Below are 24,831 nucleotides of genomic sequence, written 5' to 3' on the forward strand. Positions count from 1 at the left end.
TCGATCGAGGGCCGGTCGCGCGCTGTCGCGCCGTGCGATTCCTGTGATGCATTAGGGTGCTGAAGCGGTCTGAAACCACCTGAAAGACTGATTTTCAGGCATATCTGGTTAAGCATCGCATTCCTCGTAGCGCCTTCACTGCACAGGGACGGGTCATGGAGAAGTCATCGGTCGAGTCCGAGCTGATCGATCTCAGCGAGATCCCCCTGGATGCCTGGCCGTCCCTCGACCTCCGCGGCGTCGAAGGCTCCATGCGCCGGCTCCTGAGCCGTATCGACGATCCGGCGAGCAGCCTCGGCGGCTACAACCCCCAGCGCGACGCGTAGGCCCTCGGCCCCCATGCAGCCGACCACCCGTCGACACGCGCTGTCCTCCGTTTCCTTCGACGAGCTGCTGAGCGGCGGAGGCAGTCCCGGGACCGTCGCTGCCCTGCGAACGAGCGAGCGCAGCTGGCGGCTGCTCGTCGTCCGGGCGCTGCTGGACACGGCCTCCTCGGTACCCACCGGACCTCTTCCCCCGCTGGCCGACGGCTGGCAGTTGCTTTCCCGGGCCCGGGCCGTGGACGAGAACATCGTCGAGCGGTTGCTGACCTATCCGGCCGTGGGCGTGTGGGCGGCGCACACCCTGCGCCGGCTGCGGGGGGCTGCCGAGGACGACGCCCCGCTGTGGGTGGACACCGGTCACCTGCACGCGATCGCGGCCTGCGCGGCGATCCACGCCGGCCTCGAATTCCGTACGACTGTCCCCGTCCGGCAGGGCTGGGCGGTGCTTCCCTCGCTCGGGGCCATGCGGGTGCCCGGACCGGTGCGGTGGGCGACGGCCGAGGTCGCCGCCGACGCCGACGGCGTACGGATCGCGGGGCGGCACCTGGCGGGACCGGACTGGCATGCCCTGGCGCGGCTGCGCGCCGACGGGTGCACGCTGCTGCTGGACGACAGCGATCCCTACCGCACCCTGCGCCGTCCGACGTCCGCCGAACCCCTGGACCGCCCCGAGTGCTGGCAGGAGGTGTTCGAAGAGGCCTGGGAGATCGTTCGCGGCACCGGCTGCGAGGAGGCTCGGGCGCTGTCCCTCGGGCTGGTCTCGCTGGTGCCGCGGCCACGGGCGGAGCGGTTCCGGCCGCACAGCGCCTCCTCCGGCGACGCGTTCGGCGCGGCGCTGGCGTCGATGCCGGACGACGGTGAGCAGTTCGCGTCCACGTTGGTGCACGAGTTCCAGCACAACAAGCTCAGCGCCTTCATGCACCTGTTCACGCTGTACGACGACCGGGCGGAGCGCGACGGCCCCGATGGCCCGGGCACCCGGCTGTACTACGCCCCGTGGCGCGACGATCCCCGGCCGCTGGGGGGACTGCTCCAGGGCGTGTACGCCTTCTTCGGTGTCACCGGGTTCTGGCGGCGGCGCGACTCGGCGCTCGCGCAGTTCGAGTTCGCGCTGTGGCGGGCCCAGACGGCATACGCGCTGGACGCGGTCTCCCGGGCGCAGGGGCTGACCGACCTGGGCCGCCGCCTGGTGGCCGAGCTGTCCCGGCGTCTGGAACCGTGGCTGGACGAGCCGGTGGACGCTCGGGCCCGGTCCGCGGCCGAACTCGCGGTCGCGGACCACCGGGCGACCTGGCGGGCTCACCACCTGCGCCCCGACCCACGGGAGGCCCGGGCCCTCGCCACGGCCTTCGCCGACGGCGCTCCGCTCCCTTCACCCACACACGAGGGAACACTCACCCCGGGCACGCCGGTGCGCGGCTTCGACACCCGCGCGGCCCTGCTGCGCTGGTCCCTGGCCCACCCCGAGGGCTTCGACGCTCTGCGCGGCGACCCGGGTGGCACGGTGAGCGGGGCCCGGCCGGAGGACATCGCCCTGGTCACGGGGCGCACGGCCGAGGCGCTGAGCACCTGCCACGCGCGCATCGTCCACGGCGACGGCGAACCGGAGACCTGGGTGGGGCTCGGCCTGGCGGCCCGCGCGGCGGGCGACCCGGCGGGTGAGGTTCTGCTGAGCCGTCCGCAGTGGGCGATGGCCCTGTACGCGGAACTGGCCGAACGGGCCGACCCGCTGCACGTGGCCCGTGCCCTCGCGGGCGTCGACGGGACCCGCTGAGCGCGGGCGGGCAGGGGCCCCGTCAGAGGCCGCTGCCCAGCTTCGTCAGCGCCTCGTCCGTCAGGCGGTACACCGTCCACTCGTCCTGGCGGCGGGCGCCGAGGGACTCGTAGAAGGCGATGGACGGGGCGTTCCAGTTCAGCACGGCCCATTCCAGGCGCTGGTAGCCGCGCTCCACGCACAGCCGGGCCAGTTCGGTGAGCAGGGCCTTGCCGTGGCCGGCGCCGCGGGCGGCGGGGCGGACGTAGAGGTCCTCCAGGTAGATGCCGTGGACGCCGCGCCAGGTGGAGAAGTTCAGGAACCAGATCGCGCAGCCGACCGTCTCGCCGGTCGTGTCGTCGGCCGCGATGTGCGCGAAGGCGGCCGGGCGGTCGCCGAACAGGGCTTCGTGGAGCTGCTCCGGGGTCGCCTTGGCCTCGTGCGCGGCCTTCTCGTACTCGGCGAGTTCGCGGATCAGCAAGTGCAGGGCGGGGATGTCGTCAGGGGTCGCGGTGCGGATCATCCCGTGAGGTTAGCCGCGCGGCTCGCGCAGGCGCCGGGCGATTTCCAGATCCTCCTCCTGCGGTGCCTTGCCGTCCTCGACGTCCCACAGCAGGTTCTGCAGGAGTCGGCCGTACGTCCACGCACGCGCGCGTGCCCGGTCCAGGCCGAGGACGTCGGTCATGGCGTCGAAGCGCCAGCGCACGTCGGCGGGGTCGAAGCGGTTGGCGAGGGCGGGCCACAGCTCGAAGCCCGGGTCGCCGGCGAGCGGTTTGGGGTCGATGGCGAGCCAGGGGGCGCGCGCCGAGGCCAGGACGTTCTCGTCGTGCAGGTCCCAGTGCAGCAGGCGGTCGCCGGGCTCGTCGGCCACCTCGCGGACGGCGGCCGCCCAGTCGGCGACGCCCCGGCGGGTCTGCGCGTCCGGGATCCGCCGCAGCGCCCAGGGGGTCTGCTCCAGCATGTCCCGCGTGATGTCGCCGAGTCGGCGCAGGCCGTGGGGCGCGGGGAAGGACGTCAGGTGGGCCAGCAGACGGGCGATGACCAGGACGGACTCGTGGACGTCCGGGAGGTGCGCGAGCATGCGGTCCGAGTCGAGGCGTTCCAGCAGCATGGTGCCGGTTGCCTCGTCGTGGTCGAGGAGCCGTACCGCCCCGTCGCCGTCCCATACGCGCAGGGCCACCGGTTCGCCCGCGCTCTCCTCGTCGAGGAGTTGCAGCTTCAGCGCGGCCCGGGTGCCGTCGGCCGCCGTGACCGGCAGGATCAGGGCCGACCAGCCGTGCATCGAGGAGCCGTCGAGGCGCAGGTCCCAGCGGTCGAGGAACTGTGCCGCCAGGTCCGGCAGCCGCTCGATGAACGCCCGCCCCTCGTCACCGTTGACCTCCGCCTGTACCGCCGCGAGTTTCTCAGGGACGTCGATCACCCTGCGGACCCTACGGGTGTACCGCGATCGGCTCACCCGAATTAACGTCCTCGCATGAGCAGCTCGGTCAGTGGTGCGGTGAACGGCGGCATCTCCTTCTGGTACGCGGACGACGGCCTCCCCGAGGTGCGCGAGCCGCTGGCGGGGGACGCCCGTGCGGACGTGGTGATCGTGGGCGGCGGGTACACGGGACTGTGGACCGCCTACTACCTGAAGAAGGCGGCCCCCTTCCTGCGGATCACCGTCCTGGAGCAGAAGTTCTGCGGGTACGGGGCCTCGGGGCGCAACGGCGGGTGGCTGTACAACGGCATCGCGGGCCGTGACCGGTACGCGAAGCTGCACGGCCACGAGGCGGCCGTACGGCTCCAGCGGGCCATGAACGACACCGTCGACGAGGTGGTCCGGGTCGCGGCGGCCGAGGGCATCGACGCCGACGTCCACAAGGGCGGCGTCCTCGAAGTGGCGCGTACGCCCGCCCAGTGGGCGCGGCTGAGGGCCTTCCACGAGCACGAGTCGTCGTACGGCGAGAAGGACCGGGTGCTGCACGGCGCGCGGGAGACCGCGGAGCGGATCAAGGTCGCGGACGCGGTCGGTTCGACGTGGACGCCGCACGGGGCGCGGGTGCACCCCGTCAAACTGGTGAAGGGCCTCGCCGCGGCCGTGGAGGCGCTCGGGGTCACCGTCCACGAGCTGACGCCGGTCACGGAGATCCGGCCCAAGCTCGCCGTGACGCCCTACGGCACCGTCCGCGCCCCGTACGTGCTGCGCTGCACCGAGGGGTTCACGGCCGCGCTGAAGGGGGAGAGGCGGACCTGGCTGCCGATGAACTCCTCGATGATCGCCACCGAGCCGCTGACGGACGAGCAGTGGGAGTCGGTGGGCTGGGCGGGGCGGGAGACGCTCGGCGACATGGCCCACGCCTACATGTACGCGCAGCGCACGGCCGATGGACGGATCGCGCTGGGCGGGCGCGGTGTGCCGTACCGCTTCGGGTCGAGGACCGACAACGACGGGCGGACGCAGCCCGAGACCGTCGCGGCTCTGCGGCACCTCCTCGTGGGGTTCTTCCCGTCGCTGGCCGGGGTGCGCGTCGAGCACGCCTGGTCCGGTGTGCTCGGGGTGCCGCGCGACTGGTGTGCCACGGTGACGCTGGACCGGTCGACCGGGCTCGGCTGGGCGGGCGGTTACGTCGGCTCGGGCGTGGCGACGGCGAACCTCGCCGCGCGGACGCTGCGCGACCTCGTCCAACTGGACTCGGGGCAGGGCGGGCCGACCGGGCTCACCTCACTGCCGTGGGTCGGGCACAGGGTGCGCAGCTGGGAGCCGGAGCCGTTGCGCTGGCTGGGGGTGCACGGCCTGTACGCCACGTACCGGGCCGCGGACCGGCGGGAGTACGCCCGGAACCGCGCGGAGTCGTCGAGGCTGGCGCGGATCGCCGACCGGGTGGCGGGACGGCACTGACGAGAAACCGGAGAAACCTTCGCCGGCCCTCGTCCCGGATACTCATGCGTGCGTTGTCGTACCTGTGTGCGACCATCCCCTCAACGACCAATGATCCAGGGGGGATTGAGTGTCCGACGACGCTTCCTGTCCGTCAGCGAGACACAGGCGGGCGGCCGGGTCGCCGGCCGTGTTCGCCGTCATCGTCTCGCTGTTCGCCGCACTGCTGACCTGGACCGGGGCGGGCCCCGCCGTCGCCGCCGGCGAGGAGTGCGCGCCGCTCGCGCTCGCGCCCTTCGGCGACCCGGGGGACGCCGTCGGCAAGGCGACCGTCCCACCCGACGCGAGCGTCTGCTACACCGTCACCGTCGAGACACCGGGCCTGTATCTGGCACCGGCGAAGGACGGTCACGGCAACGCGATGACCAGGCAGCTGCTCGCCGCCGACGGCAGCCAGGTGGACTGCCACGGCGACGGGTACGCCACGGACGGCATGTGTGACGTGCCCGCGGCCGGCACCTACACGTTCAAGGTCCTCAACACCGGCTGGGAGGACGCGGCCACCGTCGCCGCCTTCGTGCCGCTCGGCTCGTCCGAGGGCTGCGCGGAGCCGGTCGGCACCCACTGGGACCAGCCCGACATCGCACGCCGGACCGTGAGCCCGGTGGAGGTCGACTGCCAGCCCTTCCGGGGCGAGCGCGGTGACCGGGTCCGGCTCGGCCACGGCACGAAGACGTACGGCGACTCCCTCGCCTGGATCACCGACGCGACCGGTGCCCGGATCTGTGAGCGGTTCCCGCAGGACGACGAGGACAGCTGCGTCCTGCCCGGTGACGGGCCGTACCGGGTGATCTCCACCGTGTGGCGTGCGGAGGGCGGCTTCCCCGCCGAGTACGAGGTGAGCGTGCGCCGGCTCAACGACCCGCAGGGCTGCACCACCACCCCGGTCCGGGCGTTCGGCCCGCTCGGGCAGCAGCAACCGGCCACCAGCCCCTGTGTCACCTTCACCGCGTCCGCGGCGGGCCCGTACACCGTGCACTCGGTGAGCGCGGACCGCGAGGTCGGGGTGCCCCGGGTGTACGACGCGGACGGGCTGAGCGTGTGCCGCTACGGGGCCGACCCGTGCCCCGTCAAGAAGCCGGGCACCTACACGGCCGTCGTCGGCCGGGGCGCGTACCCGGTGGTCCTGGACCGGGCCTCCACTGCCGGGTGTGTGGCGACCGGACTCGGCCTGCACAGGGGCGAGGTGAGCACGGTCGGGCAGTACGACTGCCTGACGCTGGACGTCCCGCAGGGCGCCCGGATCGCCGCGCTCACCTCGCTGTCCTCGGCCGGACCGACCCCCGAGGTGGAGGTCCTCGACCGTGACGGCACCCCGCAGTGCGGCGCGGACGAGCTGCGGGGCGGGGACTGCGCGCTCACCGGGGCGGCTCCCTACCGGGCGCTGGTCCACACCGAGGACGGCGGGGACTCGGCGACGGGCGCCTACGCGGTGGCCTTCCACCGCACCGACGTGGCGCGGGGCTGTCCCGTGCTGCCCGCCGGCAGCTTCGGCGCGGGCGGCGCGAAGGCCACGCTGACCACCGGTGACGGCGTCTTCTCGCACTGCCTGGGCATCCCGGCGGATGCGCACACGGCCGCCGAGGTGTTCCAGCTGGCCGCCACCGCCGGGACCGCCTCCGCGGCGTTCTCGGTGCTGGACGCCGACGGCAAGCGGGTCTGTCAGCGCTACGCAAGCACCAACGGCTGGAGCATCTGCTCGCTGACCCCGGGCAAGGCCCACACCGTGCTGGTCACCGGCCGCGACGAGGCGGCCACGTACACCCTGACCCGGCGGGACGTCACCGCGAGCGCCTCGGCGGCGGGCTGCCGCAGGACCACGGCCGCGAAGGTCGGCGGGCCCTCAGTGAAGAGCGGGTACGACGGTCCCGGCACGCTCGACTGCCACCAGGTGACCACCGCCGCGGACACCGACGTCGTGCACGTCAACGTCCGGGACGCCCTCGGCACCGCCAACAGCGCGGTCGTCGCAGGGGACGGCCGCGTGGAGTGCTCCTTCCGCAACACCTCCTGCGCGGTCACCGGGTCCACCACGCACCAGGTGCTGGTGCAGACCCCGGTCACGCTGAAGGCGGCGCCCGAGTACCGCCTGGACGCCCTGCGCGTCTGGACCGCGGACGGGCCCGCGCCGCAGTGCGTGAAGGTGCCGTCGGTGGCGTACGGGTACGGGCCGATCACCGGGACCCTGGACGAGTCGCGGACGGCGGTGTGCGCGGCGCTGCCGACCGCCGGGTTCGACCGTTTCGAGACCGACATCAAGGACACCTCCGGCGCCGCCGGCACCGCGGTGCCCGTGCTGTACAACACCAAAACCTGGGCCAACGGCTGCACGCACTACATCCCGGAGGGCTACGACTGCGACGCGCTCGGCTCCTCGCAGGAGAGCACACCGACGGTGTTCCTCCTCGGCCTGCCCGAGAAGGCGCCCCGCACCGCCTACAGCGCCGAGCTGACCTGCACGTCCCCGGTCTGCGGCACGCAGGAGACGACCGTCACCGCGGTCAGCCCCGACACCGGGGCCGCCGGCGGCAAGGTGCGGCTCACGGTCACCGGCACCGCGCTCGGCCCGGACGTCACCGTCCGGCTCAGCCAGGCCGGCAGGACGATCACGGCGAAAGCCGACTCGGTCTCCGCGGACAACCGGACGGTGACCGCGACCCTCGACCTGACCGGCGCGGCCACCGGCACCTGGAGCGTCAGCGTGTACACGCGCGGCTGGGAGTTCCCGCGCGGTTCGTTCACGGTGACCGCGCGGCCCGAGCTGAAGAACACGGCGGCACCCGAGGTCACCGGCACGGCCAGGACGGGCGCCAAGGTCACGGCCTCGCCCGGAAGCTGGTCGGCGGCCCCGTCGTCGTACACGTACCAGTGGAAGGCGAACGGCACGGCGATCAGCGGGGCGACGGCGGCGACGTACACCGTCCCCGCCTCGCTGGTCGGCAAGAAGCTCACCGTGACCGTCACCGCGGTCAAGGCCGGCTGGGTCAGCGGATCGGCGACCTCGGCGCCGGTCACGGTGGCCAAGGGCGCTGCGCCCGAGGCGACCGAGGCGCCGGTGATCAGCGGGACCGCGAAGGTCGGGAAGACGCTGAAGGCGGCCAAGGGGACGTGGAGCCCCGCGCCGACGACGTACTCGTACCAGTGGTACGCCGACGGCAGGGCGATCAGCGGCGCGACCAGGTCGTCGTTCGTGCTGAAGGCGGCGCAGAAGGGCAAGAAGGTCACCGTGAAGGTGATCGCGCACCGCACCGGTCACCACGACGGGGCGGCGGTGAGCAAGGCGACGAGGGCGGTCGGCTGATCGCCTCCGGCATGGGGTGGGGGAGGGGCTCCGCGGTCGGCGGGGCCCCTCCCCCGTGCCGAACGGTCGGGTGCCGCTCCTGGAAAGGAGGCGGGCCCGCCCCGGTGGTCATGGCTCCAGAACCACTTTTCCGATGGTCCCGCGCGTCTGGAGGGCGCGGTGGGCCGCCGCCGCCTCGGCGAGCGGGAAGCGCTGCACGGCCGGGCTGAGGCGGCCCGCGGCGGCCTCGGCGAGGGCGCGCAGTTCCAGGGTCCGCACCGGGTCGGGGCCGCCGGCCCTGCGCATCATCACCGGGCCGAGGACCTGCTCGGAGACGCCGTCGACGAGGTAGGGCCCGCCGTCGTGGAGTCCCTGTCCCGACCAGCCGAAGACGAGGTGCCGGCCGCCCGGCCCGAGCAGGGCGACCGACTCGCGGGCCACGTCCCCGCCGACGCCGTCGAAGACGACGGTGGCCTGTCGCCCTCCGAGGAACGCCCGTACCTTCCCGGGCCACTCGGGGACCGTGTAGTCGACGGCGAGATCGGCGCCGTTCTCCCGCACGAGGGCGGCCTTCCGCGGCCCTCCGGCCAGCCCCACGACCACGGCACCGGCGTTCTTGGCGTACTGCACGAGCAGGCTGCCGATGCCGCCGGCCGCCGCCGGGACCACGGCCACCGCATCCGGCCCGAGCTCGGCGAACTGCAGGATCCCCATCGTCGTACGTCCCGTGCCGATCATGGCGACGGCCTCCGCGAAGCCGAGGCCCGCCGGGATCTCGTGGACGCGGTCGACGTCGACCACGGCCAGTTCGGCGTAGCCGCCCGGCGCGAACCCGAGGTGGGCGACCACACGCTTGCCGAGCCACGACCCGGCGACCCCCTCACCGAGGGCCTCGACGACTCCGGCGACCTCGCGGCCGGGGATCGTGGGCAGCGTCGGCAGCCGGGGTGCGGGGCCCCGCACCCCCTCGCGCAGGGCCGTGTCCAGGAGGTGGACACCGGCCGCCGCCACGGCGACCCGGAGCCGGCCGGGGCCCGGTGCCGGGTCGTCGACCCACTCGTGGGTGAGGTTCTCGGCCGGGCCGAAGGCGTGCAGGCGGATGGCGTGCATAGGGTCCCCCATCGGGTGTGCGCCGGGTGGTGCCGGGGTGGTGCCGGGAACCCACTCTTCGACCTCAAGCCCGCTTGAGGTCAAGGGCGTCCCGGCCGAGTGCCAAGGAGACGGCCGTGAGCGCGCTGTTGAAGGAGACCTCGGACAGCACGCCGGGTGCGGCGACCTGATCGCCCGCCAGATAGACGCCGTCGCCCCGGTCCACGGCCGGACGGTCGCGCCAGCTCGTGCCGGGCAGGTCGACGGCGCCGGTACGGCCGCTCGCGACGGCCTCGCGCCGCCAGGTGACGCGCTCGCGCCAACCCGGGAAACCGAGGTCGAGGAGCTGCTCGGCGCGTGCGACGCCGTCGGCCTTCGACTCGTGCGGGGCGAGCGGGATCTGACCCTGGATCAGCTGCTCGCCGGCCGGCGCGAGGGTGCGGTCCTGCGCGGTGAACCGCTCCAGCCACCCGGTCGCGTCGAGATCGGAGACGGCGAAGGCGTCCCCGCGCCGGGTGCGCACGGCCAGGTCGACCAGGGTCGTACGGCCGCTGGTCCAGGTCAGGGAGTCGTCCTTGAGGAGGCGGCGGGCGGCGGCGAGGGAGGTGGCGACGACGACGGGAGTGTCGGTCGGCAGCTCGTCCACGCGGGACAGGGTCTCCATCCGCACCCCGAGGTTCCACGCCCGCGCCGTCATCCGGTCGATCAGCGTCCCCCAGCCGCCCCTCGGGTAGTGCGCCTCCGGAGGCAGCTTGGTGGCCCGGCGCAGCCGCTCCTGCACGAACGCGGCGGACAGGGCACCGGGGTCGTGGTGGAACAGGGCGACGGCACAGTAGTGCGCGGCGGCACGCGCCCCCTCCTCACCCGCGATGCCCGTGGCCCAGGTCATGAAGTCGACGTCGACGGGTGCCTCGGGCAGGCCGCGCCGCAGCAGCTTGAGCATGGCGAAGGGCGGGGTGCGGCGCAGGGCGCCCCGGTGCCGCAGCCGCAACCGGGCGGCCTCCAGGGGCGGGATCGGCGCGAGCGGCCCGATCAGGTCGCGCTGCCTGAGCCAGGACCAGTGCGGGCCGCCGTTGTACAGGGCGTGCGGCCCCTCGTTCGTCCGGTACGGGCCCTCGGCGGTACGCGCCCGCCCGCCGAAGGTGTAATGGGCTTCGTGCACGGTGACCTTGGCGCCCGCCTCGGCGGCGGTGATGGCCGCGGTGAGCCCGGCGAAGCCGCCGCCGATCACGGTGATGCGGTGCATGGCTGGACTGCTCCCTCTGCTCGGGGTCGCGTTTCGTGCTGTCGCTTTGTGTGTACGGCTCCTGCGCGCACGACCCTTGTCGACTACGACTCTGCGACTACGACGGATCGAGGCCGCGGAATGTGACATCGATGGCGTCGCCGCAGGTCAGACGGATTGTCAGTGGCGGGGGGCAGCATGGGGTCATGGCGAGGAGAGCGATGGGTGAGGGCGGCGGCGGTCCGGGCCGGGGCGTGGTGAAGGGCGCACGGCGGCCCGAGGTGCGGCTGCCGGCTCTGGAGCCGTTCAGGGACGGCGCTTTGGAGCCGGACGGCGACTACGACGGCCTGGAGTTCAGGGAGGAGGACCTCGCCGGGCAGGACGGCGGGGGCGCCCGCTTCATGGACTGCGCGCTGCGGGGCTGCGCCCTGGACGAGACGCGACTTCGGCACGCCCGGATCCTCGACTCCCTCCTCACGGGCCTGCGGGGCGTCGGCACCGACCTCGCCGAGTCGACCCTGCGTGATGTGGAGCTGGTCGACGCCCGCCTCGGCGGGGTGCAGCTGCACGGTTCGGTGCTGGAGCGGGTGGTGGTCCGGGGCGGGAAGATCGACTATCTGAACCTGCGCAAGGCCAGGCTCAGAGACATCGTCTTCGAGGGCTGTGTCCTGATCGAGCCGGACTTCGCGGGCGCCCGGCTGGAGCGGGTGGAGTTCGTGGACTGCGCGCTGAAGGGGGCGGACCTCAGCGGGGCGACGCTGACGGACGTGGACCTGCGACGGGCGGGCGAACTGAACATCGCGAGGGGGGTGGACCGGCTGGCGGGGGCGGTGATCAGCCCTTCGCAACTGCTGGATCTCGCCCCGGCGTTGGCGGCCGAGATGGGGCTGCGAGTGGAAGCGGAGTAGGGAAGGGGCAGGGAGGGCGTGTATGCTGGATCTTGAGCTGCTCGCCGGAACTCCCGGCGGACGGTGCTGCGTTGGTGGTCCAAGGAAAGACGCCCCGCTTCCTGCGGGGAAATGCAGGTGCAAGGCCTGCCCGGCGCTCTGACAAGGAGCCCCTCCCGTTGGCGAACGGGAGGGGCTCCTTCGTTGTCGTCGCTCCAGGTCCTAAACCACCCGGGGGAAGCGGGCCTGGAGCGTCCAGATCGCCGGGTTCTCGCCCAGGTCCTCGTGCAGGTCGATCAGGTCGGCGATCAGGTCGTGCAGGAAGTCGCGGGCCTCGCGGCGCAGTTCGGAGTGGGAGAAGGTCAGCGGGGGCTCCTCGGCGGGCATCCAGTCCGCCTCGATGTCCACCCAGCCGAAGCGGCGCTCGAAGAGCATGCGGTCCGTGGACTCGGTGAAGTCCAGTTCCGCGCGTTGCGGGCGGGAGGCACGGGAGCCGGCCGGGTCCCGGTCCAGCCGCTCGGCGATGTCGCACAGCGCCCAGGCGAAGTCGAGCACCGGCACCCATCCCCAGGCTGTGGACAACTCCCGGTCCGCCTTGGTGTCGGCGAGGTAGACGTCCCCGCAGAACAGGTCATGGCGCAGGGCGCGGACGTCCGCGCGACGGTAGTCCGTCTGCGGGGGGTCCGGGAAGCGGGTGGAGAGGGCGTAGCCGATGTCGAGCACGTAGGGATGGTGTCACGCCCGTCCTCATAGGATCACAGCGTGTCCCGTTTCGCGCCCGTTGCCCTGACCGTCACCTCCGCCCTGCTCGTCCTCAGCGCGTGCGCCGGCGGCGTCGAGGGCAGCCCCGGTGGCTCCGGCCTGCGCGACCCGTACTTCCCCAGGTCCGGCAACGGCGGCTACGACGTCACCCACTACGCCCTCGACCTCGCCTACACCCCCGAGAACCGCCGCCTCGCCGGCACCGCCGAGATCACCGCCCGCGCGACCCAGGACCTCTCGGCATTCGACCTCGACCTGAAGGGCATGGACGTCGAGCGGGTCGAGGTGGAGGGCGAGCGCGCCCGCTGGAGCCGTAACGGCCAGGAACTGGTCGTCCGGCCGCACGGCGACCTCGCCGAGAACGAGACCTTCCGGATCACCGTCCGCTACTCCGGCACGCCGCAGACCATCACCGACCCCGACGGCTCCGAGGAGGGCTGGCTCCCCACCGCCGACGGCGTGCTCGCGCTCGGTGAGCCGACGGGCTCGATGGCGTGGTTCCCCGGCAACCACCACCCGTCCGACAAGGCGTCGTACGACCTCGCGATCACCGTGCCCGAAAAGCTCCAGGCCGTCTCCAACGGGGAGTTGACCCACCGGTCCACCCGCGACGGCCGTACGACGTTCCGGTGGCGCACCGCGGAGCCCATGGCCGGCTATCTGGCCATGCTGGCCATCGGCGACTACGACATCCGCCGCTCCACCGTCGCCACCGAGGCCGACGGGGAACTGCCCGTCCACACGGCCGTCGTCCGCTCGCAGTCCGACTCCAGCCGCAAGGTCCTCGACCGGCTCCCCGAGATCATGGAGTGGGCCGAGTACAACTTCGGCCCCTACCCCTTCTCCTCCACCGGCGCGGTCATCGCCCCGCAGAACGCCGCCGCCTACGCTCTGGAGACCCAGAACCGCCCCGTCTTCCCCGGCGCCCCCGACACCGAGCTGTTCGTCCACGAACTGGCGCACCAGTGGTTCGGCAACTCCGTGACACCGAAGAGCTGGCGGGACATGTGGCTGAACGAGGGCTTCGCGACGTACGCGGAGTGGCTGTGGCGCGAGGACGACGGCGGGGACAGCGCGCAGAAGACCTTCGACGCCCTGTACGACCACGGTGAGGACGAGCACGAGGACCTGTGGTCCTTCCCGCCCGCCGAGCCGGCCGGCGCCGCGCACATCTCCGACGCCCCCGTCTACCAGCGCGGCGCGATGGTCATCCACAAGATCCGCCAGACCGTCGGCGACGACGCCTTCTACGACATCGTCCAGGGCTGGGCGGCGGCCCACCGGCACGGCAACGCGGACACCGCGGACTTCACGGCGTACGTGGAGAAGAGCGCGCCGGACGAGGACTTCGCCCCCGTCTGGCAGGAGTGGCTGTACGGCGAAGGGAAACCCGCCCGGCCCTGACACGGCCCGTCCTCACGCCGCCGGTCGCCCCCGCGTCGCCGCACCGGCCGCCCGTACCGCCTCGCCGTGCTTGAACCGCCGCTCCGGCACCTGCGGCGAGTCGACCGGTGGATCACCGGCGGCCAACACGTCCGGTCTCAGAGGAGCGGCTTGCGCAGGACCGTGCAGGGGCGGTCGAGTTGGCGGTCTCTTCCGTAGCCGATGGTCTCGTAGCCGAGGGCCGTCCAGAAGTCGAGGGCCTGGGGGTTGTTCTCCAGAACGGCCAGCCGCAGGGCGGAGCGGCCCGCCGTGCGGAAGCGGTCCTCCACGAGCGAGGCCAGCCGGCGTCCGTGCCCCTGGCGTTGCGCGTCCGCGTCGACCATCAGGAGCCCGATCCAGGGGTCCGGGTCGGACGGGTCCGGGTGCCGGGTCAGTGCGATCACGATGCCGACCAGTCGTCCGGCGCTGCGCCCGAGCAGCACCTCTGCCCCCGGCACCCGCGACTCCTCGGCCAGCGCTGCCGCCACCTGCTCCCGCCGTACGTCGTCCGGGTCGGGGAAGTCGCCGCTGAGGGCGTGGAACTCGCGGTTGGAGGCGTAGAGCGCGGTGAGTTCGGTGAGGAGCGGGGCCGGGATGTCGTGGTCGGGGGTGAGGGGGAGGGAGTCGAGGATCACATGGGGCAACCTATCGAAGCCCTCGGCCGGCCTCTCCTGCGGGAACCCTGGGACGCCGGGGTGCCGAAACACCGGAACCCCCGGCCGCGGCCAGGGGTTCCGAGGGTTCCGGCACAGCGGACCGCTGCGGTCAGACGTTCACGCCGAAGTCCTGGGCGATGCCCACCAGGCCCGAGGCGTAGCCCTGGCCGACCGCGCGGAACTTCCACTCCGCGCCGTTGCGGTAGAGCTCGCCGAAGACCATGGCGGTCTCGGTGGCCGCGTCCTCCGACAGGTCGTAACGGGCGATCTCGGCGCCGCCGGCCTGGTTGATGATGCGGATGTAGGCGTTGCGGACCTGGCCGAAGTTCTGCGAGCGCGACTCGGCGTCGTAGATGGAGACCGGGAAGACGATCTTGTCGATGTCGGCCGGGAGGGCCGCCAGGTTGACGTTGATCGCCTCGTCGTCGCCCGCGCCCTCACCGGTGCGGTTGTCGCCGGTGTGGACGATCGTGTTGTCCGGCGTCTGCTTGTTGTTGAAGAAGACGAAGTGGGCGTCGGAGTAGACCTTGCCCTGCGTGTTCACGGCGATCGCGGAGGCGTCGAGGTCGAAGTCGGTGCCGGTGGTGGTGCGGACGTCCCAGCCGAGGCCGACGGTGACGGCGGTCAGGCCCGGAGCCTCCTTGGTGAGCGAGACGTTGCCACCCTTGGACAGGCTTACAGCCATTGTTGGGAGTCCCTTCCCTCGTTGCGGTACGGCTAGACGCTACAGCTACCCCTATGAACGCGGAGACGGGTGCCATAGGTTCCAGGTGTCTTTACTTTCTTTGCCAAAGAGCACCCGTAGGGGAGACAGCGGGATATTCGCGTGACGTGGACCGGACAGAACCGGGAACATGGAGGGCATGTCCGGTCCCTACCTCATCCGCGGCTCCGTCTCGCTCCCCGAGGCCGAGCTCATGTGGCGTTTCTCGCGGTCGAGCGGCCCGGGCGGCCAGCACGTCAACACCAGTGACTCGCAGGTCGAGCTGCGGTTCGACCTGGCGAGGACCGAGGCGCTGCCCGAGGTGTGGAAGCAGCGGGCGCTGGAGCGGCTGGGCGGGCGGCTCGTCGACGGCGTCCTCACCGTCCGCGCCTCCGAGCACCGCTCCCAGTGGCGCAACCGCGAGACCGCCGCGGTACGCCTCGCGGCGCTCCTCGCCGAGGCGACGGCCCCGCCCCCCAAGCCCCGTAGGCCGACCCGCATCCCGCGGGGCATCAACGAGCGCCGCCTGAGGGAGAAGAAGCAGCGCTCGGACACCAAGCGGGGCCGTTCCGGACGGGACTGGGGGTAGCCGGCCCGCGCGTCGCCGTCACTGCTCCAGGTCCAGCACGCCCACGGTCTCGCCCTCGGAGGTCTCCCCGTTGGGGCGGAAGCCGAGGCCGAGGTAGAAGTTCTCCGGGCCGTTCGCGCCGGGGTGCCAGGTGACGTAAAGCTGCTCGCCGCCCCGGCGCCGGATCTCGGCGGCCACCGACTCGACCGCGAACCGGCCGTAACCCCTGCCCTGCTCCTCGGCGGCGATGTTCAGCCGCCACAGTCCGGAGCGCAGGACGCTGCCGTCCTCGTACCAGTCGATGTCGAAGAAGGCCATCAAGAACCCGACCGGGCGGTCGCCGTCGACGATCAGGCGGGGCCAGGCGACGCCCTCGGGATGGACGTACGCCTCGGCGAGGGACCGCATCACGGGCGAGACCGCGTGTTCCTGGTCGGGGCGGACCCGTATGCCCGTGGCGGCCTCGAAGTTTCCGGGTGTGATCTTTTCGAGGCGCGGAGACGGAGTGGTCGACGTCATGCCGGAACGGTAAGTCGGATGATCACTCGCGCGCCATGCAATTGAGTTCCGTAGTCGCCGCCGGGACTTACCCCAAGTGCCGGTAACGGCCCCGGAAATACGTCAGCGGACCGCCGTCGGCACTCGGCACCGAGGCCGACAGGACACGGCCGATCACCAAGGTGTGGTCGCCCGCGGTCACCCGCTGCTCGGTGCGGCACTCCAGGGTGGCCAGGGCGCCGCCCACCAGGGGCGCGCCGGACTCCAGGCCGCGGACGTACGGGATGTCGGCGAACAGCAGCCGGTCGCTGACGCGGCCCTTCATGGCGAAGCGGCCCGCGATGTGGCGCTGGCTCTCGGCGAGCACCGAGACCGCCCACAGGGGCTGTTCGGTGAGCAGGTCGTCCATGCGGGAGCCCTCGCGCAGGCTGACCAGGACGAGCGGCGGGTCCAGGGAGACCGACAGGAACGCCGTCGCCGTCATGCCGACGTCCTCGCCGGCGGGTGCGTGCGGGTCGTCCGGGTCCAGGGGCGGCTCCAGCGCGGTCACCAGGACCACACCCGCCGCCAGCCGCGACATGGCGGCACGGAACTCGTCGTTGCTCACTCCCTCAGCATGCCCGGAGCCGGTTGGGGAGGCGGGGAGGGGGGCGGTCACGGGCGGCGCGGCTGCGGAAGTCTTCGGCACGCCGAAAACGCTAATGTCAGGCCCGCGCACACCGCATCGGGCCTCCGTACGAGAACGGACCTAGGACTCCCGACCTACCTTGTTCCCGGGCGTTTCGCGGCACCTCCACAGGCACGCCAAGTTTGCGTCCGGCAAACGCACAGGAGAAACGCAGAAACACCGCTCAATTGTTCACGTTTACCTGTGACTTGAGTCACAAGAGCCATTAATTGTTGACCCTGTGTACCGAGTGAGCAGCGCGCTGTGATTCAGTGGCGGGGAAGTCAGCAAGGAACGTTACGCCGAAGAGAACCCTTGATTCGCTGCGAGGTCTCGGGGGGAGGGCGAGCATGGAGACCGAGTCGGAGCCGTATGTCCGTCTTGCGACCCTGCGAAAACTGCACCAGGTCATGGCTGACATGAACACGGCCCGAAGCCTGGCGGACACACTCCAGACCGTCGCCGACGGCGTCGTCACCGGCCTCGGCTTCGAGCTCGCGTGCGTCAACCTGGTGCGCCCCGACGGCGATCTCGTCGTCGCCGCCTTCGCCGGCAACCCCGCCGCCGAGGCCCTCATCACCGGCCGGGTCGGCTCGCGCGAGTCGTGGGAGCGCCGGCTGAGCATGGGCGAGCAGTGGGGCGACCTGGTCTTCATACCGCACACCGAGGGCTGGGTCCTCGACGACGACGACGTACCGCAGTGGTACACCGACGGGCCCGCCCCCCGCTTCGAGGACGAGTGGCACCCGGCGGACCGGCTCTTCGCGCCGATGTACACGCCCGGTGTGCAGGGCGGCGCGTGCGGTGAGCTGATCGGCGTCCTGTCCGTGGACCGGCCGCGCAACGGACGGCTGCCGGGCGCGTGGGGGCGCGAGGCGCTCCAGATGTACGCGTTCCAGGCGGCGATCGCCATCAGCAACGCACGTCTACGCGCGAATATGCAGCGGGCGCTGGTCAGGCTGGAGCGCGAGCAGCAGGCCCTGCGCGCGAGCGAGGAAAGCTTCAGGCAGGCCTTCGAGTACGCCCCTTCCGGCATGGCCATCGCCGAGATGGGCGGCGACCAGCACGGGCGGATCCTCCGGACCAACGACGCGCTCTGCCGCCTCCTGGGCCGCCCCGCCTCCGCGATGCGCCGCTACTCCTTCTCCGACCTCGTTCACCCCGAGGACATCGGCACCCTCCTGCGGACCTCGGCGGAGGGCGGACGGGCGGAACTGCGCCTCGGGCGCCGCGACGGCACGTACGTCTGGGTGTCCCTGCGCAACAGCGTCGTCGCCGACGCCGCCGACGGACCGCGGTTCCTGCTGACCCACGTCGAGGACATCGAGGAGCGCAAGCGCCGCGAGCTCCAGCTCGCCCACCGCGCCTCGCACGACTCGCTGACCGGACTGCCGAACTCCGCCGAGCTGCGCGCCCGCCTCTCGGCCCGCCTGTGCCAGCGGCCCGCCCACGCCGGCTCCCTGGAGTCCACGGACGCGGCCTACGGCCACCCCGCCGTCTTCGACGCCAACGGCCACGGCTTCGACTTCCGGCCGAGCCCGGCGGCGTACGACGCCTTCGACCACCACGTCCACACGGTCGCCCCGGCCGAGGGCGAGCGCGACGACGGGGCCAAGGGGCTCGCGGTGCTCTTCTGCGACCTCGACGGCTTCAAGTCGATCAACGACCGGTTCGGGCACAACGCGGGTGACGCGGTTCTCATCGAGGTGGCCCGGCGGCTGGCCCGCGGGGTGCGCGACGGCGACACCGTCGCCCGGCTCGGCGGCGACGAGTTCGTGATCCTCGCGGACGGGCTCGGCCGGGCCGACGCCCAGGACCTCGCCGTACGTCTGCGCAACGAGATCATCCAGCCGATCCGGGCCGAGGGGCGCGCCGTCCGGGTGGGCGCCAGCTTCGGCATCGGGTGGGCACACTGCGGCATGACGGCGGACGAAGTGTTGAAGTCCGCTGACGAGCGGATGTACGTAGAGAAACGATCTCGTCCCAAACAACACCGCCGCGCCGGGTAACTCCAGGTCAGCCGGTCGATGCGATTCGAGTCACCCGTTTGGGCCAGTGAGAGCGGGTAGGCTCGCCCTTCTGAACTCACGTATCGCATCCGCCCGCACCTGGTGAGGAGTACCAAGGGATGACGTCCGGCAACAACGGCGCGACCACGCCCGAGGACGACGACCCGTTCGGCTACCTCTACGCCGACGGGCAGGCCAACGGAGCCCAGCCGCCGTCGGGTGGCGGGGGCTACGGCTACCCGGGCTCGGTCAACCGGGTGCGGGCGGTCGGCCAGCGCCAGTACGGCCAGCCCGCGCAGACCGCGCAGTACGGTCAGACGATCCCGCAGCAGCAGAGCGCGCCCGGCCAGCCGAACGCCCACTACGCGGCGCCGGAGACGCTCCCCGGCGGGGCGACGACGGCCTCGCCGCAGCCGGCGTACGGCGGCGGGTCCGGCAGCGGCCGCGGCTCGGGCCCCAACACCAAGGGCCTGCTGATCGGCGCGATCGCGGTCGTCGCGGCCGTCGTCATCGGCATCAGCGTGGCCATGCTGGGCCCGGACGGCGACAAGGACGAGGCGGGCGGCGACGCCACGGCCACGCCGACGCAGTCGCAGCCCCAGAAGAGCACCGCGCCCAGCCCGTCGAACAGCAACAGCCAGGCGGCCAAGGAAGACCTGCCGACGATCGACGTGAAGGCCCTCGCCCTCGACGGCGGCGCCACCACCGCGTCCGACGTCAAGGGCGCCCAGGCCGACGGCGGCGTCTACGTCAGCGGCTTCAACCAGGTCGGCGCCTCGGTCACCTGGACCGTGAACGACATCCCGGAGTCCGGCAAGTACTCCGTCTACGTCGGCTACAGCGTCCCCGGCAAGGACCAGAACGCCACCCTCACGGTCAACGGCACCGCCGCCGGCAGGCCGGTCGACATGAAGAACTGGACGGGCGCCGGCGAGGGCGACTACGAGAAGGGCTGGACGAAGACCTACAACTACATCCAGCTCAACAAGGGCACGAACACGATCAAGGTCTCCTGCGAGCAGGGCAACCAGTGCGACGCCCTCCTCGACCAGATGTGGATCGTCAAGGGCTGGGTCAAGCGGTAGGGGCCGTCAGGCGGCACTGACCTCACTCGTCACCGCCACTCGCCCCAGCAGCTCCTCGTAGACCTCCTGGTCGAACTCCCCCGCCACCGGCGCCGTCACGCTCGCCGCGCTCAGCGCCGCCGCGCGGGCCAGCCGTTCCGGCCACGGCAGCCCCTCCACCAGCCCCGACAACAGGCCCGCCACCGCCGCGTCGCCCGCGCCGGTCGGGTTGCCGTGGAGGCGGGTCGGTGGGGTCGCGCGCCAGCGGCCCTCGGGGGTCACCGCGAGCAGGCCGGCTTCGCCCAGGGAGGCCACCACGGAGCGGGCGCCGCGTCTGCGCGCGTCCTGCGTGGCCCGCGACGGCTCGTGGGAGCCGGTCAGTTCGGCCAGTTCGTCGGCGTTGGGCTTGATGACGTCCGGGCGGGCGGCGACGCCCCGGCGCAGTGCCTCGCCGCTGGTGTCCAGCAGGACGGGCACCCCGGCGGCCTTCGCGGACCGCACCAGGTTGGCGTACGCCCCCACCGGCACGCCCGGCGGCAGGCTGCCGCACAGGGCCACCGCGGAGGCTGACACCAGCAGGTCCTCGTACGCCTGCTGGAAGGCGGACCACTCGGTCGGTGTGATCGTCGGGCCGGGCTCGTTGAGCTGGGTGGTGTCGCCGGTGCGGTCGTCGACCAGGGCGATCGTGCGCCGGGTGGCGTCCGTCACCGGGACCAGCGCGTCCGTCACGCCCGGCGCCGTGGTGAGCCGCTCCCGGACGACGCGCCCCGTCGCGCCGCCCGCGAAACCGGTGACCGTCACCTCGTGACCGAGGGCCGCGAGGACGCGGGCGACGTTCAGGCCCTTGCCGCCCGGGCGTTCGGTCACCTCGGAGACCCGGTGGGCGGCGTGCGGGCGCAGCGCCGGGACTCGGTAGGTGATGTCGAGAGCGGTGTTCAGCGTGACCGTGAGGATCACCTGGGCCGACCTCCCCCGAAGAAGTTCGCGATGTGTTCGCCGTCTGTCCGCCGGACGCTCCGGCCGGAGGCTTGATCATGCCAAACGGGCGGCGGCCGTCCCAGTCTCCCAGGACAACCGCCGCCCTCAACAGCAGGACACATCACCCCAGTTGGGGCTCAACCACCCATTCGCCCCGGCGCATCACGCCCACGAGGTCGAAGCCGGAGTCCAGCACGACCAGGTCGGCGTCCTTGCCGGGCTCCAGCGAGCCGATGCGGTCGTAGCGGCCGAGCAGCTTGGCGGGGTTGGCGGACAGGGCCGCCACCGCGTCCTCGATCGGCAGCCGGTCGATCGTCACCGCCCGCTTGAGCGCGCGGTCGAGGGTGAGGGTCGAACCGGCGATCGAGCCGCCCTCGACGAGGCGTGCCACACCGTCCGTCACATCGACCTCCAGCGGGCCGAGCATGTAGCGGCCGTCACCGAAGCCGGCCGCGTCCATCGCGTCCGTGATGAAGGCGACCCGGTCGGCGCCCGCGTGGTGGAACGCCAGCTGGAGGGCCGCCGGGTGCAGATGCGTGCCGTCGTTGATCAGCTCGACGGTCACCCGCTCGTCCTCCAGCAGGGCCGCGATCGGGCCGGGCTCGCGGTGGCCGAGTGGCGGCATGGCGTTGAACAGGTGGGTGGCGACCGTGGCGCCCGCGTCGATGGCCCGCACCGTCTGCTCGTACGTGGCGTCCGTGTGCCCGACCGCCGCGATCACGCCGTGGTCGGCCAGCAGGCGTACGGAGTCGATGCCGCCGGGCAGTTCGGTGGCGAGGGTGACCATGGTCGCGTGACCGCGCGCGGCGTCGATCAGCTTGCGGACCTCCGCCGGGTCCGGGTCGCGCAGCAGTTCCTCGGAGTGGGCGCCCTTGCGGCACGGGGAGATGAAGGGGCCCTCGAAGTGGATGCCGGCGATGTCGCCCTGCTCGGCGAGTTCGGACAGCAGACCGGCCCGCCGGGCCAGGAAGCCCATGTCGCCGGTCACCGTGGAGGCCACCAGGGTGGTGGTGCCGTGCAGACGATGGGTGTGGATGCCCTTGAGCACGTCGTCGGCGGTGCCCGAGGTGAAGGAGGCTCCGCCGCCGCCGTGGTTGTGGAGGTCGACGAAGCCCGGGACCAGCCAGTGGCCGGTCAGGTCGATGCGGTGCGCGGCCTCCGGTGCCGTCCCGGCGATGCGGGTGCCGTCGACCACCACCTGGCCCTTGGCGAGGGTTCCCGTCGGCAGGACCACGTCGGCGCCGGACAGGACCAGGGGCGCCTTGCCGTGCGCGGGCCGCGGGTGGTGTGTGGTTTCTCGCGCAGTTCCCCGCGCCCCTAGGGCGTTGGCCATCAGGGGGTTACCTCCGTACGGTCGATGTGGTCGAGGAGATCCCAGGCCAGGAGTCCGGCACCCAGGCAGCCGGCCGAGTCCCCGAGCGCCGCGGGGACGATCTCCGGCAGCTTCTGGAAGGTCACCCGCCGCCGGACGGCGTCCCGCAGGGGTGTGAACAAGGTTTCCCCGGCCTCGGCGAGGCCGCCACCGATGATCAGGACGCGCGGGTCCAGCAGGGTGAGCGCGGTGACCAGGCCGTCGGCGAGGGCGTCCACGGCCCGCTCCCAGACTCGTACGGCGTTCGGGTCACCGGACGCCACGGCCTTGGCGCAGTCGGCGGCGTCCGCCTCCGGGTCCCCGCAGGCGGCGGCCCATGCCTTGCTCACGGCCGCCGCGGACGCGAACCGCTCCAGGCAGCCGCGCTGCCCGCACGGGCAGGGATCCCCGCCGGGCCGTACGACGATGTGGCCGATCTCGCCCGCGAAGCCGTGCGCGCCCGCCTCCACCCGCCCCTCGATGCCGATGGCGCCGGCGATCCCGGTGCCGAGCGGGACGAAGAGGAAACGGTCGGCGCCCCGGCCCGCGCCGATACGGCCCTCGGCGAGGCCGCCGGTGCGCACGTCGTGGCCGAGGGCGACGGGGACGCCGCCGAGCCGTTCGGACAGCAGCCTGCGCAGCGGGACGTCCCGCCAGCCCAGGTTGGCCGCGTAGGTGGCGACGCCCCGCTCGGTGTCGACGATGCCGGGGACGGCGACGCCGACGGCGGCCGCGGGTTCGCCGAAGCGCTGTTCGCCGTACGCGCACAGCTCGGCGGCGAAGCCGAGGATGCCCTCGACGACCGCGTCCGGCCCGCGCTCGCGTCCGGTGGGGCGGCGGGCCCGGTGGAGCAGGGGTGCCGTGCCGGGCGGGCCGTCGGCAGGCGTGATGCCGCTCGCCCCTGCCAGGGCGGCCTTCATCTCGGTGCCGCCCACGTCGAGGGCGATGACATGTCTCACGGGGACAGTGTGTCTTGCATACCCGCGAGAGGTCTAGTCCACTTACGTGGTGTAGACCTTAGGGGGCAATTTGTATGACGTTTCGAAAGTATTCGAACATGGGTGTGGGGCGGTTTTGCGTGCAGCGGCGTAGGCGTACCGGAACGATCGCGGCGGTGACCGCGCTGGGCCTGACGGCGGTCCTGGGCGGCTGCGGGGTGACCGGCGGTTCGGGTGAGGTCACGCTGAAGCTGGTCGCGGCGGACTACGGCGACAGCGCGGTGAACAGTTCCCGGAAGTACTGGGACAAGCTCGTCAAGGAGTACGAGAAGCAGCACCCGGACGTGACGGTCGACGTCACGGTGTACTCCTGGAACGACGTCGACGCCAAGGTCAAGGGGATGGTGGCGGCCGGGGAGGCGCCGGACCTGGCGCAGATCGGCGCGTACGCCGACTACGCCGCGAAGGACCTCCTCTACCCGGCCGACGACCTGCTCTCCATCCCCGTCCAGGGCGACCTCGTCTCCCAGCTGGCGGACGCGGGCCAGGTGAACGGGGTGCAGTACGGCATTCCGTTCGCCTCCTCCACGCGCCTGCTCTTCTACAACAAGACCCTCTTCGAGAAGGCCGGCATCACCCCGCCGACGACCTGGAAGGAGCTGGCCGCCGACGCCCAGGCGCTCAAGGCGGAGGGCGTGAAGTACCCGTACGCGCTGCCGCTCGGGCCCGAGGAGGCACAGGCGGAGACGATGCAGTGGCTGCTCAGCGGCGGGGGCGGCTACACCGACCCCGAGACCGGCACGTACAGCCTCGACTCGGCGGAGAACGTCGCCACCTTCAACTGGCTGAAGAACAACCTGGTCGGCAAGGGCCTCACCGGGCCGGTCGCGCCCGGGGAACTCAACCGGGCCGACGCGTTCTCCGCCTTCGCGGCCGGTGACGTCGGCATGCTCAACGGACATCCCTCGCTGATGCAGATGGCGGCGAAGAAGGGCGTGAAGTTCGGCATGGTGCCGATGCCCGGCGTGGAGGGACCGACCAAGGTCTCCATGGGCGTGGCCGACTGGATGATGGCCTTCAAACAGAACGGGCACGCCGAACAGGCGGGCGAGTTCCTCGACTTCGTCTACGACGAGCAGAACGTGCTGGACTTCTCGCGGCGCTACGACCTCCTTCCCGTCACGACCTCCGCGTCCGCGCGGATGACGGCGGCGAAGCAGGACGCCGACCTCAGGCCCTTCCTGGAGCAGCTGCCGCTGTCCGAGCTGTATCCGGTCGGCCACACGTCCTGGGCCTCCGTCAGCGCGGAGATCAAGCAGCACATGGGCAGGACGGTGTCCGTCGGCGGCAGCCCGTCGGCGATCCTGGGACAGCTGCAGTCGACGGCCGCGCGGGTGGAGCACGCGGAGTAGGCGGCGGCACGGGCCGACTGTCAGCGGCCGGGGTTACGGTGCTGGGCATGGACCAGCACCAGGACGGGAGCAGGACGCAGGACGGCCTCGCCGAGCGCGAACAGGCCGTCCTCGCTCTGGAACGGCGGGGTTTTCCGGGGCCCGGCGCGAAGGAGCGGGCCATACGGGAGGAACTGGGCCTGGCCCCCGTGCGCTACTACCAGCTTCTGAACGCCCTCCTGGACGACCCACGCGCCCTGGCGCACGACCCGGTCACGGTGAACCGGCTGCGGCGGGTCCGGGAGGCGCGGCGGGCGGAGCGCTGAGGGCGGCCAGGCGTACACCCG

23 protein-coding genes are annotated in these 24,831 nt (G+C 72.3%); 11 read left to right on the forward strand and 12 right to left on the reverse strand.

The window, feature by feature from the left end; genetic code table 11:
* Window positions 1-155: 155 nt before the first annotated feature.
* Window positions 156-326, forward strand: coding sequence for a hypothetical protein (locus ACWCPI_RS13650; RefSeq protein ID WP_451038282.1), 171 nt, complete (start codon window positions 156-158; stop codon window positions 324-326).
* A gap of 13 nt (window positions 327-339) precedes the next feature.
* Complete coding sequence (locus tag ACWCPI_RS13655; RefSeq protein ID WP_451038283.1) at window positions 340-2,097, forward strand: HEXXH motif domain-containing protein; 1,758 nt, start codon at window positions 340-342, stop codon at window positions 2,095-2,097.
* Between the two features lie 22 nt (window positions 2,098-2,119).
* Here the strand turns inward: ACWCPI_RS13655 and ACWCPI_RS13660 are convergent, their stop codons facing one another.
* Together ACWCPI_RS13660 and ACWCPI_RS13665 are read right to left on the reverse strand one after the other, a co-directional pair.
* On the reverse strand, window positions 2,120-2,599 hold the full coding sequence (locus ACWCPI_RS13660; protein WP_451038284.1) for an N-acetyltransferase family protein: 480 nt from the start codon (window positions 2,597-2,599) through the stop codon (window positions 2,120-2,122).
* Between the two features lie 9 nt (window positions 2,600-2,608).
* Entirely contained in the window at window positions 2,609-3,532 is a 924-nt protein-coding gene (locus tag ACWCPI_RS13665) for an aminoglycoside phosphotransferase family protein (protein WP_451038285.1), read from the reverse strand.
* 18 nt (window positions 3,533-3,550) lie between these two features.
* On the opposite strand from ACWCPI_RS13665, the gene ACWCPI_RS13670 reads away from it, so the two are divergent.
* The gene (locus ACWCPI_RS13670) at window positions 3,551-4,957 is read left to right on the forward strand and encodes an NAD(P)/FAD-dependent oxidoreductase (protein WP_451038286.1); all 1,407 of its coding nucleotides are present in this window, start codon (window positions 3,551-3,553) and stop codon (window positions 4,955-4,957) included.
* A 169-nt stretch (window positions 4,958-5,126) separates the two neighbouring features.
* The gene (locus ACWCPI_RS13675) at window positions 5,127-8,297 is read left to right on the forward strand and encodes a Tat pathway signal protein (protein ID WP_451038287.1); all 3,171 of its coding nucleotides are present in this window, start codon (window positions 5,127-5,129) and stop codon (window positions 8,295-8,297) included.
* 108 nt (window positions 8,298-8,405) lie between these two features.
* Here the strand turns inward: ACWCPI_RS13675 and ACWCPI_RS13680 are convergent, their stop codons facing one another.
* Window positions 8,406-9,386, reverse strand: a complete 981-nt coding sequence (locus ACWCPI_RS13680) for a zinc-binding dehydrogenase (protein WP_451038288.1) — start codon at window positions 9,384-9,386, stop codon at window positions 8,406-8,408.
* A 64-nt stretch (window positions 9,387-9,450) separates the two neighbouring features.
* Window positions 9,451-10,611, reverse strand: a complete 1,161-nt coding sequence (locus ACWCPI_RS13685) for an NAD(P)-binding protein (protein WP_451038289.1) — start codon at window positions 10,609-10,611, stop codon at window positions 9,451-9,453.
* A 185-nt stretch (window positions 10,612-10,796) separates the two neighbouring features.
* On the opposite strand from ACWCPI_RS13685, the gene ACWCPI_RS13690 reads away from it, so the two are divergent.
* On the forward strand, window positions 10,797-11,498 hold the full coding sequence (locus ACWCPI_RS13690) for a pentapeptide repeat-containing protein (RefSeq protein WP_451038290.1): 702 nt from the start codon (window positions 10,797-10,799) through the stop codon (window positions 11,496-11,498).
* Between the two features lie 201 nt (window positions 11,499-11,699).
* Here ACWCPI_RS13690 and ACWCPI_RS13695 read toward each other — a convergent pair whose 3' ends face one another.
* A complete protein-coding gene (locus ACWCPI_RS13695; RefSeq protein WP_451038291.1) occupies window positions 11,700-12,200 on the reverse strand; it encodes a hypothetical protein in 501 nt (166 codons plus the stop codon).
* 39 nt (window positions 12,201-12,239) lie between these two features.
* On the opposite strand from ACWCPI_RS13695, the gene ACWCPI_RS13700 reads away from it, so the two are divergent.
* Entirely contained in the window at window positions 12,240-13,643 is a 1,404-nt protein-coding gene (locus tag ACWCPI_RS13700) for a M1 family metallopeptidase (RefSeq protein ID WP_451038292.1), read from the forward strand.
* Window positions 13,644-13,780: 137 nt separating this feature from the next.
* On the opposite strand, the gene ACWCPI_RS13705 is transcribed toward ACWCPI_RS13700, so the two are convergent.
* Both ACWCPI_RS13705 and ACWCPI_RS13710 read right to left on the reverse strand, forming a co-directional pair.
* A complete protein-coding gene (locus ACWCPI_RS13705) occupies window positions 13,781-14,296 on the reverse strand; it encodes a GNAT family N-acetyltransferase (protein WP_451038293.1) in 516 nt (171 codons plus the stop codon).
* 130 nt (window positions 14,297-14,426) lie between these two features.
* Entirely contained in the window at window positions 14,427-15,002 is a 576-nt protein-coding gene (locus ACWCPI_RS13710) for a TerD family protein (protein ID WP_388807421.1), read from the reverse strand.
* 169 nt (window positions 15,003-15,171) lie between these two features.
* Between ACWCPI_RS13710 and arfB the strand changes: the two genes are divergently transcribed.
* The gene (gene arfB, locus ACWCPI_RS13715) at window positions 15,172-15,609 is read left to right on the forward strand and encodes an alternative ribosome rescue aminoacyl-tRNA hydrolase ArfB (RefSeq protein ID WP_451038294.1); all 438 of its coding nucleotides are present in this window, start codon (window positions 15,172-15,174) and stop codon (window positions 15,607-15,609) included.
* 18 nt (window positions 15,610-15,627) lie between these two features.
* On the opposite strand, the gene ACWCPI_RS13720 is transcribed toward arfB, so the two are convergent.
* A complete protein-coding gene (locus ACWCPI_RS13720) occupies window positions 15,628-16,107 on the reverse strand; it encodes a GNAT family N-acetyltransferase (RefSeq protein ID WP_451038295.1) in 480 nt (159 codons plus the stop codon).
* A gap of 67 nt (window positions 16,108-16,174) precedes the next feature.
* Window positions 16,175-16,774 (reverse strand): flavin reductase family protein, encoded by a 600-nt coding sequence (locus ACWCPI_RS13725; protein ID WP_451038296.1) that lies wholly within the window; start codon window positions 16,772-16,774, stop codon window positions 16,175-16,177.
* A gap of 329 nt (window positions 16,775-17,103) precedes the next feature.
* Between ACWCPI_RS13725 and cdgB the strand changes: the two genes are divergently transcribed.
* Both cdgB and ACWCPI_RS13735 read left to right on the forward strand, forming a co-directional pair.
* Complete coding sequence (gene cdgB / locus ACWCPI_RS13730; RefSeq protein ID WP_451038297.1) at window positions 17,104-18,762, forward strand: diguanylate cyclase CdgB; 1,659 nt, start codon at window positions 17,104-17,106, stop codon at window positions 18,760-18,762.
* A gap of 119 nt (window positions 18,763-18,881) precedes the next feature.
* A complete protein-coding gene (locus ACWCPI_RS13735) occupies window positions 18,882-19,847 on the forward strand; it encodes a CBM35 domain-containing protein (protein ID WP_451038298.1) in 966 nt (321 codons plus the stop codon).
* 6 nt (window positions 19,848-19,853) lie between these two features.
* Here ACWCPI_RS13735 and ACWCPI_RS13740 read toward each other — a convergent pair whose 3' ends face one another.
* The 3 genes from ACWCPI_RS13740 to ACWCPI_RS13750 all read right to left on the reverse strand — a co-directional run bounded on the left by ACWCPI_RS13740 (window position 19,854) and on the right by ACWCPI_RS13750 (window position 23,114).
* Window positions 19,854-20,783 (reverse strand): 1-phosphofructokinase family hexose kinase, encoded by a 930-nt coding sequence (locus ACWCPI_RS13740; protein ID WP_451038299.1) that lies wholly within the window; start codon window positions 20,781-20,783, stop codon window positions 19,854-19,856.
* 142 nt (window positions 20,784-20,925) lie between these two features.
* Complete coding sequence (gene nagA / locus ACWCPI_RS13745; protein ID WP_451038300.1) at window positions 20,926-22,137, reverse strand: N-acetylglucosamine-6-phosphate deacetylase; 1,212 nt, start codon at window positions 22,135-22,137, stop codon at window positions 20,926-20,928.
* Window positions 22,137-23,114, reverse strand: coding sequence for an ROK family protein (locus ACWCPI_RS13750; RefSeq protein ID WP_451038301.1), 978 nt, complete (start codon window positions 23,112-23,114; stop codon window positions 22,137-22,139). The genes nagA and ACWCPI_RS13750 overlap by 1 nt, the downstream gene beginning before the upstream one ends.
* A 98-nt stretch (window positions 23,115-23,212) precedes the next feature.
* Between ACWCPI_RS13750 and ACWCPI_RS13755 the strand changes: the two genes are divergently transcribed.
* Together ACWCPI_RS13755 and ACWCPI_RS13760 are read left to right on the forward strand one after the other, a co-directional pair.
* On the forward strand, window positions 23,213-24,505 hold the full coding sequence (locus tag ACWCPI_RS13755) for an ABC transporter substrate-binding protein (RefSeq protein ID WP_451038523.1): 1,293 nt from the start codon (window positions 23,213-23,215) through the stop codon (window positions 24,503-24,505).
* 47 nt (window positions 24,506-24,552) lie between these two features.
* Window positions 24,553-24,810 (forward strand): DUF3263 domain-containing protein, encoded by a 258-nt coding sequence (locus ACWCPI_RS13760; protein ID WP_451038302.1) that lies wholly within the window; start codon window positions 24,553-24,555, stop codon window positions 24,808-24,810.
* The last annotated feature ends 21 nt before the right edge of the window (window positions 24,811-24,831 follow it).

Source organism: Streptomyces sp. NPDC001920, from assembly GCF_053594495.1.

Coding starts and splice junctions, on each gene's coding strand:
- ACWCPI_RS13650 (WP_451038282.1), top strand. CDS start 156: ATGGAGAAGTCATCGGTCGAGTCCGAGCTGATCGATCTCAGCGAGATC.
- ACWCPI_RS13655 (WP_451038283.1), top strand. CDS start 340: ATGCAGCCGACCACCCGTCGACACGCGCTGTCCTCCGTTTCCTTCGAC.
- ACWCPI_RS13660 (WP_451038284.1), bottom strand. CDS start 2,599: ATGATCCGCACCGCGACCCCTGACGACATCCCCGCCCTGCACTTGCTG.
- ACWCPI_RS13670 (WP_451038286.1), top strand. CDS start 3,551: ATGAGCAGCTCGGTCAGTGGTGCGGTGAACGGCGGCATCTCCTTCTGG.
- ACWCPI_RS13680 (WP_451038288.1), bottom strand. CDS start 9,386: ATGCACGCCATCCGCCTGCACGCCTTCGGCCCGGCCGAGAACCTCACC.
- ACWCPI_RS13685 (WP_451038289.1), bottom strand. CDS start 10,611: ATGCACCGCATCACCGTGATCGGCGGCGGCTTCGCCGGGCTCACCGCG.
- ACWCPI_RS13690 (WP_451038290.1), top strand. CDS start 10,797: ATGGCGAGGAGAGCGATGGGTGAGGGCGGCGGCGGTCCGGGCCGGGGC.
- ACWCPI_RS13710 (WP_388807421.1), bottom strand. CDS start 15,002: ATGGCTGTAAGCCTGTCCAAGGGTGGCAACGTCTCGCTCACCAAGGAG.
- arfB (WP_451038294.1), top strand. CDS start 15,172: ATGGAGGGCATGTCCGGTCCCTACCTCATCCGCGGCTCCGTCTCGCTC.
- ACWCPI_RS13720 (WP_451038295.1), bottom strand. CDS start 16,107: ATGACGTCGACCACTCCGTCTCCGCGCCTCGAAAAGATCACACCCGGA.
- cdgB (WP_451038297.1), top strand. CDS start 17,104: ATGGAGACCGAGTCGGAGCCGTATGTCCGTCTTGCGACCCTGCGAAAA.
- ACWCPI_RS13735 (WP_451038298.1), top strand. CDS start 18,882: ATGACGTCCGGCAACAACGGCGCGACCACGCCCGAGGACGACGACCCG.
- nagA (WP_451038300.1), bottom strand. CDS start 22,137: ATGGCCAACGCCCTAGGGGCGCGGGGAACTGCGCGAGAAACCACACAC.
- ACWCPI_RS13755 (WP_451038523.1), top strand. CDS start 23,213: ATGGGTGTGGGGCGGTTTTGCGTGCAGCGGCGTAGGCGTACCGGAACG.
- ACWCPI_RS13760 (WP_451038302.1), top strand. CDS start 24,553: ATGGACCAGCACCAGGACGGGAGCAGGACGCAGGACGGCCTCGCCGAG.